Below are 15441 nucleotides of genomic sequence, written 5' to 3'. Positions count from 1 at the left end.
CAGCGCGCCCCGGTCAGAGCACCCGGGCGAGCACCACGACCGAGTAGCCGACCGCCTGCTGCTTGCCGGGGTTGTGGTACGAGTGGCGCTGATCGCCGCGGAACACCGCGACGTCGCCGGCGCCGAGCGTGAACCGCTCGCCGCTGACCACGAGCTGGAGCTCCCCCGACTCGCACGTCAGGTACTCGCGGGTGCCGGGGGTGTGCGGGACGCCCGTCATGCGCCCGCCCGGGGGGATCTCGATGCGATCCATCTCCATGCCCGGGATCGGATCCGGCAGGAGCTTGCGGACGAGCGCCTGGCCGGGGGAGCGCGTGGGCAGCGCGTCGCGCGCGTAGAGCTGGCACGTGGCGCGGGGCGCGGAGAGCATCTCCTCGATCGAGACCTGGAGCGCGGCGGCGGCGCGGTGGAGCACGCCGAGCGTCGGGTTCGCCGCGCCGGACTCGAGGTGCGCCCACGTCGCCCGGGGCACGCCGGCGAGCTTGGCCAGCTGCTGCTGCGTGAGCCCGCGGGCCTCGCGCAGCTGCTTGATGTTCTTCGCGAGCCGCCCGGCGAGCTCCGCGTCCTGATCCATGACCGGAGATTAGCACGATTCCAAGATACTGGAGGTGGCTCCAAATTATGGGTCAGCGCAGATTAGGCTCTGGGCGAGGAGGAAGCACCATGAACGACGAATCGACCGGAAGCGAGTCGCTGATCCAGGCTGGAGGCATCTCCCAGCCGTCTCTCGCCGACGCCGCGCGGGACGCCGACGCCGCGCGGGACGCCCACGCCGCGCGGGACGCCGACGCCGCGCGGGACGCCCACGCCGCGCGGGACGCCGACGCCGCGCGGGACGCCCACGCCGCGCGGGGCGCGCCGTTCGCGCCGCGCGCGGCGCTGGTCACCGGGGCGAGCCGCGGGCTGGGCGCCGCGCTCGCGCGGGAGCTCGCCCGGAGGGGCGCGAAGGTGGTCCTGGTCGCGCGCGAGCGCGCGCCGCTCGAGGCCGTGGCGGCCGAGATCGCCGCGCAGGGCGGGGTGGCGCACGCGCTCGCGGCGGACATCGGCGACAAGGGCCAGACCCACGCGATCGCCGGCGCGGCGGCGGCGCTGGTCGGTCCCATCGATCTGCTCGTCCACAACGCGAGCACGCTCGGCAGGACGCCGCTGCCGATCCTGCTCGACACCGAGTGCGAGGATCTCGGCCGCGTGCTCGAGGTCAACGTGGTCGGCCCGTTCCGCCTCACCAAGGTGATCGCGGGCGCGATGGCGCTGCGGCGGCGCGGGGTGGTCGTCCACATCAGCTCGGACGCGGCCGTGAACGCCTACCCGCGGTGGGGCGCGTACGGCGCCTCGAAGGCGGCGCTCGATCACCTCAGCCGCACCTGGGCCGCCGAGCTCGAGGGCACGGGCGTCGCGTTCTATGCGGTGGATCCCGGCGAGATGAACACGCGGATGCACGCCGAGGCGATCCCCGACGCCGATCCGAGCGCGCTGGCCGACCCCGCGGACGTGGCGAGGCGCATCGTCGCCCTCATCGGCCGCGCCGGCGAGGTGCCGAGCGGCGCGCGCGTCGAGGCCGCGCGCTTCGAGGAGGCGCCATGAGCCCCGCCGCCTGGCCTCGCGAGAACCCCCTCGAGGAGCGGCTCCTCCACGTGGATGCGCGCCTCGGGCGCCTGCGCGACGGGCGCATCGCGGATCTGCCCGCGCTCCTCGATCCGGGCGATCTCCTGGTCGTGAACGACGGCGCCACGCTGCCGGCGTCGCTCCACGGCGCGACCGGGGGCGGCGCGGCGGTGGAGGTGCGCCTCATCGGCGAGCTGTCCGAGGGGCGCTACGCGGCCCTCCTGTTCGGCGCGGGCGACTGGCACACGCGCACCGAGGATCGCCCGCCGCCGCCCGCGCTCGGCCCGGGCGACGCGGTGACGTTCGGCGACGACCTGTCGGCCGCGGTCGAGCGGGTGTCGCCGGCCTCGCCGCGCCTCGTCGAGATCGCCTTCCGCGAGCGGGGCGCGCCGCTCTGGTCGGCGCTCTACCGGAGGGGGCGGCCGATCCAGTACGCGTACGTCGCGGCGCCGCTCGAGCTCTGGCACACGCAGACGCGCTACGCGAGCCGGCCGCTCTGCGCCGAGCTCCCGTCGGCGGGACGGCCGCTCGTGTGGGGGCTCTTGCTCGAGCTGATCCGCCGCGGCGTGCGCGTCGCCTCGCTGACGCACGCGGCCGGGATCTCGTCGACCGGCGAGCCGGCGCTCGACGCGCTGCTCCCGTTGCCGGAGCGCTTCGAGATCCCGGAGGAGACGGTGGCGGCGGTGCGCGAGGCCAAGGCGAGCGGGCGCCGGGTCGTCGCGGTGGGCACGACGGTGACGCGCGCCCTGGAGGGCTGCGCCGCCCAGAACGGCGGTGAGCTCCGGGCCGGCTCGGGCGTCACCGATCTGGTCCTCCACCCTGGCTTCCGGCCGCGGGTGGTGGACGGGCTCCTGACCGGCGTGCACGACCCGACCGAGAGCCATTTCCGGCTCCTCGAGGCGTTCGCGCCGGCCCCGCTGCTCCACCGCGCCAACGCGTACGCCGAGCAGGCGGGGTATCTCTGCCACGAGTTCGGCGACTCCTACCTCGTGCTCAGCTGATCTCCGGGCGACGGCTCGCCGAGTACGGGCCGGTTCGCTGCCTGCATGCGAAAACGCCGAGGTATGTCGAGCAGCACAGCGGATTGCGACGTTGCGCCGTCGTGCCGTGGAGGGGGCGTGGTCGCCGCCAGCTCCGCCATGGCGCCGCCACCCCTCGAGCTGGCTTTCTCCTCGGGTTTTCCCGCTGTTTCGCGTGGGCATGCCGCGTGCTCGAGGCCGACCGTCATGCCGACGCTCGAGCACAACGCCCTCGTCGAGATGTTCCGTGACCAGCCGGCGCTCGCGCCCCGCTTGCTCTCGACGCTCTTTCACGTCGAGGTGCCGCCGCACGCCTCCGCCGCGGTGGTCGAGTCGTCGCTCGACCAGCTCCTCCCCGTGGAGTTCCGCGCTGACCTGGTGCTCGAGCTCCGAGACGCGAGCGGCACGATCGTGCTGGCGATCGTCATCGAGGTCCAGCGCGACATGGATCCGAACAAGAAGTTCTCGTGGCCGACGTACGTCACGGTCGTGCGCGCCAAGACGCGCTGCCGCACGGTCGTGCTCGTGGTCGCGCCGGACGCCGGCGTGGCTGCCTGGGCGGCGGAGAGCATCGATCTCGGCCTGGGCCGCGGCCACGTCGCGCCCCTGGTGCTCGGCCCGGCCGTCGTCCCCGAGATCACCGATCCAGGCGAGGCGGAGGCGGAGACGGAGCTCGCCGTGCTCTCGGCGGTGGCGCACGGCAACGGGCCGAACGGACCCGCCGTGGTCCTGGCGGCGCTCGCTGCCCTTGGCCGGCTCGACCAGGAGCACGCGATGGTCTACTTTCAGCTCATCTGGAACGCGTTGCGTGAGCCGATGCGGCAGGCTCTGGAGGCGTTGGTCATGGAACGGCAGATCGAAGGCGAGGCGACGTTTCCCCCGTTCGTGCAGAAGCTCATCGATCGCGGCATGCGTGAGGGCGAGCTCAAGGGCATCCGTGAGGGCGAGCTCAAGGGGAAGAGGGATACGCTGTCGCGGCTGCTCGCGCGTGCAGGGATCGCGCCCACCGAGGACGAGAGCGCGCGCATCCAGGCATGCACGGACATCGCGACCCTCGATCGCTGGATCGATAACGTCCTTGGGGCGAAGACCGCCGCCGAAGTGCTCTCCTGACGGGTGACGGATGCGGCCCAACAGGCCATGAATCAGACGCGCTTCGACCGCCGGTGATCGCCAGGGCGCTGGGGCGCGAGAACGAAGGTGGACATGGCCCGATGCTGGTCAGAGGAGCACCCTAACCTTCGCGTCACGACGGACGCGCTTCGGCTGATGCCCGTCGTGGAGCTTGAGCCCGGCCGCGTCGGCTCGGCGCCCCATCCGAGCTCGGGGCCGTGGACCGCAACGGAAAGCGATGGCTACTGGCGGGCGTGCCTTCGTGCGGGAGGCCTGGCCGGTGTTGACCCCATCGTGCTCGGCTCGTGGTTCGTTGCGATCGATGCGCTGACGTCCCAGGACGCGCTGGTCCGGGTCCTGCGTGCACACCTCGGCGACAGCGCTCCAGCGGACGACGAGGTTGGCGCCCTCAGCGGTGGCCTCGCGCTCGTCGACGACGGCGAGGTCCTCTTGTTACCGGCCTGTTGTGGTGATTTTAGCGATCTCGAAAATTGGCGGACAGCCGCCCATCGGTCGGCCGAATCGCCCGAGGTGCTCTGGATCGGTCACCCATGGCTCATGGCCTGGTATGCTGCCCCGATGCTTCACATTCGGGAAGAATCCGAGCACGGCATACCCGCTCAACCAAGAGAGCTCGTGGTCAAGCCAGAGATCCTGCAGCGCGCGGTGCGCCTCGCCGTGCAGGATCTCGATGTCTTCTCCGAGCGAGTCGCGTCAGCGCTGCGGCACATCCCCGGCGTCATCGACGCGCGGGCGACTGCCAGGATCCTTGTTGGTAGGAGAGCGTCTTGATGGCGCATCACCCGAACGCGCGCAGACCGATCGCGATGAGGCGCGCTGCGAAGGGCCCGGTGGCTCCCCGCCCCGTCCTGCGCGAGAGGCCAACCCGTAGCCGTCTGGCGTCGACGAGCGCGACCTGGGTGCGCTCGGCGAGGGCCACGGGCGAGCGGCGACCGAGCGAGGGGAGGGCGGCGGTGCCGAGGATGCGCGGCCCGACGCCCGGGAGGCCGAGCACCATCTCGAGAGGGCGGCCTCGGTCGTGGTCGGCAGCTCGGCCGCCGTCTCGGCGGGGGCATCGACGGGGCCCGGCTCGTCGGGGCCACCTCCGATCGCGGGTGAGGGCGCGACCTCGGCCCACCTCTGCGCTCCCGGGGACGGATGGGACCGCCCTGCCCCGCGGGGTTCATCGCTCGCCGGCTTATCCCCGCGCCGGGTGACGGCCAGGGTCGCCCGAGGTACACTGCGCGCGATGAAGCTCGCCATCGACCTGTCGCCCGCGCAAGCCGACCTCCTGCATGAACGCGCAAAGAGCCTCGGCTTGCAGCCGGAAGAGCTGGCGCGGGCCGCCGTGGCAGATCTGCTGACGACGCCGGAGGACGAGTTTCTAGCTGCGGCCGAGATCGTCCTTCAGAAGAACGCAGAGCTGTACAGGCGGCTCGCCTGATAGTGCGTTACTTGACCTTGGCGGAGGTCTTTTACCTCCACGAGCGGGTCCTTGCGGAGAGCGGTGGCGCCGCAGGCGTTCGCGGCCTCCGAGCCGTCGAGGCTGCCGTGGCCCAGCCGAAGGCAACCTTCGCAGGTGAGGATCTCTATCCTAACCGTCGTCGCCAAGGCAGCGACGCTTTGCTTCTCGCTGGTGCAAGGCCACCCGTTTGTCGATGGTAACAAGCGTGTCGGTCATGCCGCGATGGAGGTCTTCCTCATGCTGAACGGCTACTCCCTTGATGCGCATGTCGACGAACAGGAGCGAATCATGCTCTCACTAGCCTCTGGCGCGCTTCCACGGGACCAGCTCCTCGGCTGGCTCGAACAGCATGTCCGGCGGCGGGAGACCTCCGTCTAGGAGGAGTTCATCCCCGTCATGCTGGGCGTGACGCTCTGGCCGCCGCTCAAGCCCAAGCAGAACAGCGCCGTTCACATCCGCGCCTTGTACAGCTTCTTCCTCGCAGGAGCCCAGCCCATGTACATCTCGCTAGATCGCATCGACGTGGAGCTCGAATCGAAGGACGGTCGTGCGCGCGTGATTCAGACCGACCACCGAACGGCAGCCGAGATATCGGCACGACCAGCCCTCTCGACCATCGTTGCGCTGATCCGGTGCCTCAACCCGCGTCGAGCCTATGGTGAGCTCGAGCTGTTCTACAATTGTCAGCACGATCCGCCTGCGTTTCTCCGCGATGCCGTCGCGGCGTGCGGAGCTCGGCTCTGGGTCGGCGATGACCCTGCGACTCTCGACCAGGATCTGCCTCAGGCCGCGATCGATGAGGGCGCGGTCGATCGACTCGTCAACGGCGCGATGCAGGAGCTCGCGCGCGAGCTCGTGGGAGGATCGGACGCGACCGAACCTCTCGGAGCCCTTGAGCTGCTGGAGCAGGAAATGGCCAGAACGGGGTTTCCCGACGAGGAGGAGGATGTCACGGCGTTCTGGACCTCCGTCTTGGAGCTCGGCGCGCTCGCGGGCGCCGCCGTCGGTGCGTCGAACAGCGGTGCATGGTTCCATGACGTCGCAGGCCAAGCGACGTTGCCGCTCAAGTACAGGTGCTCCTTTCGAGGAGAGATGGCCGCGGCGAACCCCCTCGGCAAAGCGCTCAAGTTCATTCGTGAGCAGGGAGGCGGAGAGGAGCCGAGCTTTCTCGTCAGGACGCTCAGGTCGAGCTCGTGAGCGAACCAGGCGAGGTGCGCGATCAGCGCCGCCGCACGGAGGGCTCCCGCGGGCCATGACACCGCCACTGCCTTTCCGGTGTCGTAGAGCGAGAAGAGGCGACAACGCACCGACAGGTACATCGAGATAGGCGGCCTCGAGGTCGTCTGAGCGCGCGTGCGGCGCTCCCCCTCACCTCACGAGCAGGACGTCCGCGGCGACCTCCGCGAGGTCATCCTCGAGCTGATGACCGCGGGCGTCGAGCTCGCGAAAGGTCGCGCTGGGGAGCGCTTCGCGGTAGTGCGCGAGGTGCGCGAACGGCACGGTCTCGTCGTCACGGCTGTGATAGAAGAAGAGCCGTAGCTCCGCCGGCAGCTTGGCCGCGAAATCGTCGGCGAGCGCAAACTCGGGCACGTCCCAGTCCTCGACACGCCAGAACGGCGCGGCGATGAGAAAGAGGCCGGAAGCTCGGCCGTCAAGCGGCTCCTCGGCGGCGTACTTCAGCAGGAGCGAAGCGCCGAACGAGTGGCCGACGAGCGCCGCCTTGCGCTCGAACGCTGCGAGCTCCCGCGCGATCGCGTCCTTCCACGTTGCATAGGTCGGGTTCCGCTCGTTCGGCATCGCTGGATAGCGGACGTCGTACTCGACGCCGAGCGCGCCCTGGAGGGACTCCGCGAGCGGTCTGTCCGCTTCATATGCACCTTCACCGCCGCCGTGGATGAACAGTACAGGATTTTTCAAAGCTTGGTCCTCGAGGCTCCGCCGAGGGCGGTGTTATCACGATTCTCCGCGGCCTGAACGAGAACCCGCCGCGGAGGCAATCGGGCTCGATCGGCGTGGAAAGCGGCGGCCTCTCCGAGCGCTCTGGCGCGGGGCGCCCCCGTCCGATGATGCGCGTGGCTCGCGTCACCAGGGCCTCCCGGCGGCCGCGCGCGCCGCCTCGACGCGGCGCACGCACGCCTCCCGGCTGGCCCTGGCGGCGGCCTCGGGCACGCGCAATAGCTCCATCCTCCGGTCGACCGGCATGCAGTAGGTGGTGGCGGCCCACAGCTTCGGGTCGTCGACGCTGCGGAGCTCCTCGAGATCGGTCCACACCCGCACCACCCTGTCGTCCGCCGCGGCGACGATGCGCTGGCCATCCGGGCTGAACGCAACGGCGTTGATCGGCGCATCGACGGCGCGGAGGACCAGCGGCTCGCCCGCGCCGCCTCCGTGCCACACCCGCACGGTCTCGTCCTGCGATCCGGTGGCGATGCGCGTGCCGTCGGGGCTGAACGCCACCCCGAGCACCCAGTGCTCGTGGCCGCGGAGGACGAGGGGCTCGCCGGCGCCGTCGGCGCGCCACACCCGCGCGGTCCGGTCCCAGGACGCGGTGGCGACGCGCCGGCCATCGGGGCTGAACGCCACCGCGTTGATGCCGTCGTCGTGACCACGCAAGACCGTCGGCTCGCCGGCGCCGTCGGCGCGCCACACCCGGGCGGTGTTGTCCGACGATCCGGAGACGATGCGCTGGCCGTCGGGGCTGAACGCCGCCGCGTAGACGCGATCCGTGTGGCCGCGGAGGACGAGGGGCTCGCCGGCGCCGTCGGCGCGCCACACCCGCACGGTCCGGTCCCAGGACCCGCTGACGACGCGCTGGCCGTCGGGGCTGAACGCCGCCGCGTAGACCTGATCGTCGTGACCGCGGAGGACGAGGGGCTCGCCGGCGCCGTCGGCGCGCCACACCCGCACGGTCTTGTCGGCGGACCCGCTGACGACGCGCTGGCCGTCGGGGCTGAACGCCACCGAGTTGACCTCGTCGTCGTGACCCCGGAGGACGATCGGCTCGCCGGTGCCGTCGGCGTTCCAGACCCGCACCGTCCTGTCGAGCGACGCAGAGGCGACGCGCCGGCCATCGGGGCTGAACGCCACCCCGTAGACGCGATCCGTGTGGCCGCGGAGGGCGAGGGGCTCGCCGGTGTCGTCGACGTTCCACACCCGCGCGGTCCTGTCGTGCGACGCGGTGACGAGGTGATGGCCATCCGGGCTGAACGCCACGGAATAGACCTGATCGTCGTGACCGCGGAGCACGAACGGATCCCCCGTGCCGTCGGCGTTCCACACCCGCGCCGTCTCGTCCTGCGACGCGGAGGCGACGCGCCGGCCATCGGGGCTGAACGCCACCCCGTAGATTCGATCGGTGTGGCCGCGGAGGACGAGGGGCTCGCCGGTGCCGTCGGCGTTCCACACCCGCACCGTCCTGTCCCAGGACGCGGTGACGATGCGCTTGCCATCGGGGCTGAACGCCGCCGCGTAGACCCGATCGTCGTGGCCGCGGAGGACGATGGGCTCGCCGGCGCCGTCGGCGCGCCACACGCGCGCGGTCCGATCCTGCGCCCCGGTGACGATGCGCTCGCCATCGGGGCTGAACGCCGCCGAATAGACCTGATCGGTGTGGCCGCGGAGGACGATGGGCTCGCCGGCGCCGTCGGCGCGCCACACCCGCGCCGTACGGTCGGCGGACGCGGTGACGATGCGGGCGGCGTCGGGGCTGAACGCCGCCGCGTAGACCCGATCGTCGTGGCCGCGGAGGACGATGGGCTCGCCGGCGCCGTCGGCGTTCCACACCCGCGCGGTCCGGTCCTGCGCCCCGGTGACGACGCGTCGGCCGTCGGGGCTGAACGCCGCCGATTCGACCTGAGCCGTGTGGCCGCGGAGGACGATGGGCTCGCCGGTGCCGTCGGCGTTCCACACCCGCGCGGCCCTGTCGGCCGACGCGGTGACGATGCGCTTGCCGTCAGGGCTATAGTCCGCGTCCAGCACCCCGTCCGGGTGGACGAGCACCGCGCGCGCGAGCCTGCTGTACAGCGCCCAGCGCGCGAGGACGGCCCACCCCCGCGGCTCGTCGCGCGGCTCGACCTCGCGCAGGATCGCGAGCACGCTCGTGGGATCGGCCTGCAGCTCGCGCGCCGCGGCCACGCGGGTGGCGTTGCGCGCGCGCAGGGCCTCCCGATCGGCGCGCGCGGCCTGCTGGTCGGCGCGGACCGCCAGGTACGACACCGTGACCGCGAACGCGGTGAGCGCGGCGATCACGCCCGTGGTGAGCCGCCGGCGCAGGCGGCGCGCCCGCTCGCAGTAGGCCACGACGGCTAGGAGATAGCGCTCCTCGCGCCGGCCGAGCCCGGCGCGCCACTCGGCCCCCTGCTCGGCGCGGCGGCGCTCGTACCACGCTCGGGCGTCGCTCGCCGCGCGATCGCGCCAGAGCAGCCCCTCGGCCTGCCCGCTCGCCGCCCATGGCTCGGCCGCGGCGCGCAGCCGGGCCAGGAACTCCGCGTCCTGCTCGCTCTCGGCGAGCCACTGCCCGAGCTTCGCCCACCGCTCGATCAACGACTCGTGCACCAGCTCCACGGTCGTGCCCTCGCGCTCGCCGCCGGTCTCGATGAGCAGGAGCCGCGCGGCGGCGAGGTGCTGGACCACCTGCGCGATCGCCTGGGCGGCGTCGCCCTGACCGTCCGGCGCGAGCTCGCGGAGCTCCTCCAGGCGCACGACGGCGCGCGTGCGCTCGGGCGTCACGAGGCGCAGGAGCACCGCCCGGGCCAGCCGCTGCTCGTGGGGCGGCAGCGCCGAGAGCACCGCGTCCGCGTGCGAGGACAGGGCGCCGGCCACGCCGCCGAGCCGCTCGTAGCTCTCCCGCGTCAACATCCGGCGCTCGCGATCGCGCGCCTCCCACAGCTTCGCGGCCGTGAACTGCAGGAGCGGCAAGGGGCTCCGGGTGCTCTCCAGCGTGCTCAGCATGTGCTCGACCAGGGCCGGGGTCTCGAACCGGTGGCCGGCCGCCTCGGTGGGCCGCGTCAGGGCCTCGCGCAGGCAGTCGCGACCCATGGAGGGGAGGAACGAGAGCCCGCGGGTCACCTCGGTCATGAAGTGGTGGTCGTCGGCGATGCGATCGAGGAAGTCCGAGCGGATGGCGAGCAGGACGCGCAGCGGCGAGGAGGCGTCGTCGGCCGCGCCCGTGAGGCACGCGATGAACGCCGCCCGCGCCTCGGCGGCGGCGCCGAGCGTGTAGAGCTCCTCGAACTGATCGACGAAGAGCAGGATGCGGTGCCGCTTCCCCACCCGGCGGCAGCGCGCGCGCAGCCGGGCGCCCAGGCTGCCCGGCTGCGCGCGCAGCGTGGCGACGAGCTCGTCGTGGTCGGGGAGCTCGGGCGAGCCCGTCGCGCTGGCGGGCTCCGCCTCGGCGACCTGCGCGAGCACGTCGACGAGGGCGGACAGCGGGCGGTGCCCGGGGCGCAGGATGAACGCTTCCCAGCGATCGCCCAGGCGCTTCAACGCCGGGATCACGCCCGCGCGCACGAACGACGATTTGCCCGCCCCCGAGGGCCCGGCGACGGCGACGAGCTGCTGGTTGCGCAGCCGCGTCAGCAGGGCGGCGACCTCGCGATCGCGCCCGAAGAAGCGCGGGGCGTCCGCCTCCTGGAACGCGGCGAGGCCGGCGAACGGGCTCTCGTCCTCGCTCAGCGCGAGCGACGTTCGGCCGGGCAGGAGGTCCTCGAGCTCGGCGAGGAGCTCCTTGGCCGAGCCGATGCGCTCGGCCGCGCGCTTCTTCAGGCAGCGGTCGATGAGGGCGCCGAGCGGGCCGACGTCCGGGCGCCGCTCGCTGGTGGCGGGCATCGGCAGCTCAAGGTTCACGATCTCCACGAGCCGCGCCGCCGAGAACGGGTCGAGCGGGTGCGCCCCGGTGACCAGCTCGTGGAGGATGATGCCCACGGCCCAGAGGTCGGAGCGGGCGTCGATGTCCCCGCCCCGCAGCTGCTCGGGGGACATGTACCGGGGCGTGCCCAGGATCGTGCTCTGCGCGCTCGGCCGAGCCCCTCCGGCGAGCACCATGCGCACGCCCGTGAACATCGAGATCCGCTCGGCCTCGATCTGCTTGGCGATGCCGAAATCGAGCACCTTGATGGAGCCGGAGTCCTCCAGGGCGATGTTCTCCGGCTTGAGGTCGCGGTGCACGATCCCGAGGTCGTGCGCGCAGGCCAGCGCGCGGACCACCGGGATCATGAGCTCGACGGCCAGGCTGGGCGACAGCGGGCCGGGCGGCGTGTGCGCGATGGGCGATCCGGACGCGCTCGGGTGCTCGCGCTGCGACATCCACTCGCGCAGCGTGCGGCCCTTGACGTACTCGAGCACGAGGTAGGGGTGCCCGTGGAGCTCGTCCACCTCGTGGATGACCACGATGTTCTCGTGCCTGCAGCGCGCCGTGGCGCGCGCCTCGGCAAGGAAGCGCCCGATGCCTTGCCTGCTGTGCTCGCGGAGCAGCTTGATGGCGACCAGGCGGCCGAGCCTCGTGTCGCGGGCCAGGAACACGACCCCCATGCCGCCCTGGCCCAGCTTGCGGATGATCTCGTAGTGCTTGATGGTGTCGCCGACGTTCGGGGGCACGTAGGCCGCGAGGGCATCCGCCGGCGTCGCCAGGGCATCCGCCGGCGTCGTCGGGGCCTCCTCCGCGGACGGCGTGGCCCCTGACATCTCCGGCGTCTCCACCTCCTCGGGGAGCGCGCCCGCGGCAGGCCGCGTCAGAGGCCCCGAGCCCGGGCTCTCCGCCGTCTCCGCGCCGGTGGGCACGCCGAGGTCGACGAGGGCCGCGCGGCGGAGCCCGCCCGGCTCGCAGGCGTCGAGCTCGCGCAGGAGGCCCTCGGCCGTGACGAGCCGCTCGTCGGCCTCCTCGTTCGTCGCCCGCCGGACGATCGCGCCGACCGGGTGCCCGAGGAGCGCGGGAGGGATCCGGACCGGCCCACGGCCCTGCTGCTGGACATCGCCCCCGTCCGGAGGGCTGGCCCGGTCCGCGCGCCTGCCCGTGAGGCACTCGAGGAACATGAGCGCCCAGGCGTACAGATCCGAGCGCGCCGTCGGGGCGGGCCCCCAGATCTGCTCGGGGGCTGCATACGCCAGCGAGCCCAGGGGCTCGGTCCCCGAGGCGGGCCCTCCGCCCCGGCCGCTCCGCAGGCTCGCGGCGACCGCGGCGACGCCGAAATCGAGCACGCGCGCGTCCCGCCGCGCCGCCGAGGGGACGATCATCACGTGCGTCGGCCGGAGCGCCCCGTGGACGATGCCCTGCCTGTGCGCGCAGGCCAGCGCGTCGAGGACCTGCCGCATCAGGTGCCGCGCCTCCTGCGGCTCGAGCGCGCCCTGCTGCGACAGCTGTTCGGCCAGGCTCTGGCCGGGCACGAGCTCGCTGACCGTGAACACGTGCCCCTCGTCCGCCTGCCCCCAGTCGATGGGCCGGACGATGCTGGGATGGTGGAGCCGCGCGCAGCGACACATCTCTTGCAGGGAGCGCGCGAGGTCTTCTGGATCTGCGGGGTCGCCGCCGCCGTCGAGGCGCATGAGCCTGAGGGCGATCGGCTGCCCGGTCTCGATCCGTCGCCCCCGGTAGACGGTGCCGAGGCTGCTCTCCCGGAGCACGGAGAGGAGCTCGTAGCGGCCCTGGAACACCATCCCTGGAGCGAGAGTCTCCCGGTTCATCGAAACCCCTCAGGTGGCAGCCGCCTCCCCGCGGCGGCCTCGGGCGGAAGGCCCGACGCCACGAGAGCATCGCGCCGATCGCGGCCGTCGAGCCCGTTCGGCGCGTGGCCGGGAGAGCTCGACGAGATGGCCGGTCCGATGCTCGGGCAGCCGATGTCGCTGCCCACCATTTCATAAAGTGGCCCCCGCGCGTCGTCCGGCGCCGGCGCGCCGCCAGCGCGTCGAGCGCGGGCCGGGCGGGCGACCCGACCCACGTCGCAGCGGACGACCCGGCCCACGTCGCAGCGGACGACCCGGCCCACGTTGACGGCACCGCGGCGGATCGCTAGACGGCGTGCGAATGGTCGATGCGTCCGAGACCCCTTTCGCCCTGCTGGGCGGCGAGCCGGCGGTGCGCCGGCTGGTCGAGCGCTTCTACGACCTCATGGGCCGCGACGAGCCGGCGCTCGCGCGCCTCCACGTGTGCGACGAGCGCGGCCAGGTCGCGCGGGAGAGCCGCGACCGATTCGCGCTCTTCCTGATCGGCTGGCTGGGCGGGCCGCAGGACTACATCGCGGCGCACGGCCACCCGCGGCTGCGAATGCGCCACGCCCGCGTCCCGGTCGATGTGGCGATGCGCGACGCGTGGCTGCGCTGCATGCGCGCGGCGATGACCGAGCTCGACGTGCCCGCGCCGCTCCACGCCTTCCTCGACCAGCGCTTCGGCGAGGTGGCGGACTTCATGCGCAACCGACCGGGCTGAGCCGTTTCCTCCACGTCCGGTGAGCGCCCGCCGCTGCTGGTGCGGAGGTTGCACGCAGCCTCACCATGAAGACGCAGAAGAAGAGCCAGCCAGCGAAGACCGCAACGACCGCAACCCGGCAGGAGACGCCAGCCCCGGTTGCCGAGAGGGAAGCGAAGGCGTCGCCGGAGGGCGATCTCGTCGGCGGGGCTGCCGAGGGCGCGCTCGTCGGAGGTCTGCTGGGAGGCGGCGGCGGCGCGGCCGTGGGCGGCGCCGCCGGGCTGATCGGCGGCGTGCTGGGCGAGGACGACGACTCCGGCTGGTGAGGGGCGCCGGTCCTCGGGCGCCGCGCGCGAGAGCGCCCCGGCTGCTCGGGCGTGAACGGCGCCTCCCGGAGCGCACCGGGTCAGGCGCCTGCGGGCGGCGCGGGCGGCGCGGCGTCCGCCTGCCGCTCGTGCCAGGCCGGGCCGTCGAGGAGGCGGGCCACCATCATGCTGCTCACGTTGTCGCCGACCGCGTTGACCAGCGTGGCCGGCGGATCCACGAGCGCGCCGACGGTGGAGATGATGGGCAGCGCCTCCATCGGAAACCCGAAGAGCGAGACGATCACCAGCTCTCCGATGAATCCCCCGCCGGGGACGCCGCTCATCACGGTGCCGCTCAGGAGCGCGACCCCCAGCACGGCCAGGTACGTGTCCGCTCCGCCGAGCTCGCGGCCGAAGACGCCGAACAGCAGCGCCGTCTTGAGCACCGCCGAGAGGCACGAGCCCTCCATGTGGATGGTCGCCCCGATCGGGATGACCACCTCCGCGATGTCGTCAGGCACCCGGGAGCGCCGCGCCGCCTCGAGGTTCGAGGGGATGGTCGCCATGCTGCTCGAGGTCGCGAGCGCGGTGAGCGCCGGCGCGGGGATGTTCTTCCAGAACGCCCTCACCCCGCGGCCGCGGCCGGCGAGCCACGCGTAGAGCGTGAAGGCGAGGAAGAAGTATGCGGCGGCGAGCGGGTAGAAGAGCCCGACGGCGCGCACGTACGACTGGAGCAGCGTCGGGCCGAAGGCGCCGACGAGGTGCGCGAAGTAGGCGCCGAGGCCGATCGGCGCGTAGTACATCACGAAGTCGACGAGCTTGAGCATCACCTCGTTCGCCGAGGCGAGCAGGCGCGCGACCGGCTGGCCGCGCTCGCCGGCGGCCGTGGTCCCGAGGCCGACCAGGAAGGCCATCACGATGAGCGGCAGCACGTTCCTGCGGGAGAGCAGGTCGCCGAAGTCGGGGACGCTGACCGCGCCCACGAGCTGGTCGCCGAGGCTGACCGGCGCGACCTCCGGCTTGCCGGGCAGCGTCACCTGCAGGCCCTCGGCGGGCGGGTAGAGCGCGACGGCGGCGAGCATCAGCGCCGAAGCGACAAGGCCGGTCGCGACGAAGACGCCGAGCATCGCGGTCACGATGCGCCCGAGGCGCCGCAGGCTGCCCATGCCCGCCACCGCGGAGGAGATGGAGAAGAAGATCAGCGGCACGACGAGGGTGAACAGGAGGTTGAGGAAGAGGTCGCCGAGCGGCTTGAGCACCGCCGTGCGCTCGCCGAGCGCGAGGCCGAGCCCGGCGCCGGCGGCGATCGAGGCGAGCAGGAGGAGGGTGAAGCGGTGGGCCGTGAGGAGGGTCCGCAGCGTTCTCGTCATCGCGGCCGCCAGCATGGCGCCATGGCGGGGGGAGCGCGCGGGCGTCGGCGGTTCGCCGCCGCACGGGCGCACCCAGGTTGAGCCGGGGCGGGCGGACGCACCCAGGTTGAGCCGGGCCGCACCCAGGTTGAGCCGGGCCGCACCCAGGTTGAGCCGGGCCGCACCT

14 protein-coding genes are annotated in these 15441 nt (G+C 72.8%); 9 read left to right on the top strand and 5 right to left on the bottom strand.

Annotated elements, in window-relative coordinates; genetic code table 11:
- Window positions 1-13: 13 nt before the first annotated feature.
- Complete coding sequence (locus WMF33_RS30065; protein WP_437331850.1) at window positions 14-574, bottom strand: helix-turn-helix domain-containing protein; 561 nt, start codon at window positions 572-574, stop codon at window positions 14-16.
- Window positions 575-663: 89 nt separating this feature from the next.
- On the opposite strand from WMF33_RS30065, the gene WMF33_RS30060 reads away from it, so the two are divergent.
- The 4 genes from WMF33_RS30060 (at window position 664) to WMF33_RS30045 (ending at window position 4529) form a co-directional block, all read left to right on the top strand.
- Complete coding sequence (locus WMF33_RS30060) at window positions 664-1584, top strand: SDR family NAD(P)-dependent oxidoreductase (protein WP_437331849.1); 921 nt, start codon at window positions 664-666, stop codon at window positions 1582-1584.
- On the top strand, window positions 1581-2606 hold the full coding sequence (locus tag WMF33_RS30055) for an S-adenosylmethionine:tRNA ribosyltransferase-isomerase (protein ID WP_437331848.1): 1026 nt from the start codon (window positions 1581-1583) through the stop codon (window positions 2604-2606). The genes WMF33_RS30060 and WMF33_RS30055 overlap by 4 nt, the downstream gene beginning before the upstream one ends.
- Window positions 2607-2831: 225 nt before the next feature.
- On the top strand, window positions 2832-3737 hold the full coding sequence (locus WMF33_RS30050; protein WP_437331847.1) for a hypothetical protein: 906 nt from the start codon (window positions 2832-2834) through the stop codon (window positions 3735-3737).
- Between the two features lie 156 nt (window positions 3738-3893).
- On the top strand, window positions 3894-4529 hold the full coding sequence (locus WMF33_RS30045; protein WP_437331846.1) for a hypothetical protein: 636 nt from the start codon (window positions 3894-3896) through the stop codon (window positions 4527-4529).
- 7 nt (window positions 4530-4536) lie between these two features.
- Here WMF33_RS30045 and WMF33_RS30040 read toward each other — a convergent pair whose 3' ends face one another.
- Window positions 4537-4755, bottom strand: a complete 219-nt coding sequence (locus WMF33_RS30040; protein WP_437331845.1) for a hypothetical protein — start codon at window positions 4753-4755, stop codon at window positions 4537-4539.
- A gap of 231 nt (window positions 4756-4986) precedes the next feature.
- Here WMF33_RS30040 and WMF33_RS30035 point away from each other — a divergent pair, with 231 nt between their 5' ends.
- From WMF33_RS30035 to WMF33_RS30025, 3 genes are all read left to right on the top strand, one after another.
- A complete protein-coding gene (locus WMF33_RS30035; RefSeq protein ID WP_437331844.1) occupies window positions 4987-5181 on the top strand; it encodes a DNA-binding protein in 195 nt (64 codons plus the stop codon).
- Window positions 5182-5316: 135 nt separating this feature from the next.
- A complete protein-coding gene (locus tag WMF33_RS30030; RefSeq protein WP_437331843.1) occupies window positions 5317-5580 on the top strand; it encodes a type II toxin-antitoxin system death-on-curing family toxin in 264 nt (87 codons plus the stop codon).
- A gap of 18 nt (window positions 5581-5598) precedes the next feature.
- Window positions 5599-6399: a hypothetical protein gene (locus WMF33_RS30025; RefSeq protein ID WP_437331842.1), complete on the top strand. Its 801-nt coding sequence runs from the start codon at window positions 5599-5601 to the stop codon at window positions 6397-6399.
- A 171-nt stretch (window positions 6400-6570) separates the two neighbouring features.
- Here WMF33_RS30025 and WMF33_RS30020 read toward each other — a convergent pair whose 3' ends face one another.
- Together WMF33_RS30020 and WMF33_RS30015 are read right to left on the bottom strand one after the other, a co-directional pair.
- Window positions 6571-7119 (bottom strand): alpha/beta fold hydrolase, encoded by a 549-nt coding sequence (locus WMF33_RS30020; protein ID WP_437331841.1) that lies wholly within the window; start codon window positions 7117-7119, stop codon window positions 6571-6573.
- 165 nt (window positions 7120-7284) lie between these two features.
- Window positions 7285-12879, bottom strand: coding sequence for an nSTAND1 domain-containing NTPase (locus WMF33_RS30015; protein ID WP_437331840.1), 5595 nt, complete (start codon window positions 12877-12879; stop codon window positions 7285-7287).
- Window positions 12880-13219: 340 nt separating this feature from the next.
- Between WMF33_RS30015 and WMF33_RS30010 the strand changes: the two genes are divergently transcribed.
- On the top strand, window positions 13220-13621 hold the full coding sequence (locus tag WMF33_RS30010; RefSeq protein WP_437331839.1) for a group II truncated hemoglobin: 402 nt from the start codon (window positions 13220-13222) through the stop codon (window positions 13619-13621).
- Between the two features lie 65 nt (window positions 13622-13686).
- Window positions 13687-13926: a hypothetical protein gene (locus WMF33_RS30005; RefSeq protein WP_437331838.1), complete on the top strand. Its 240-nt coding sequence runs from the start codon at window positions 13687-13689 to the stop codon at window positions 13924-13926.
- 80 nt (window positions 13927-14006) lie between these two features.
- Here WMF33_RS30005 and WMF33_RS30000 read toward each other — a convergent pair whose 3' ends face one another.
- Entirely contained in the window at window positions 14007-15275 is a 1269-nt protein-coding gene (locus tag WMF33_RS30000) for a dicarboxylate/amino acid:cation symporter (RefSeq protein ID WP_437331837.1), read from the bottom strand.
- Window positions 15276-15441 lie beyond the last annotated feature (166 nt).

Source organism: Sorangium sp. So ce394 (genome assembly GCF_051474665.1).
Lineage (GTDB): Bacteria > Myxococcota_A > Polyangia > Polyangiales > Polyangiaceae > Sorangium > Sorangium cellulosum_D.
The sequence above is the reverse complement of the archived record's forward strand: the minus strand, read 5'-3'. Positions and strand labels throughout refer to the sequence as shown.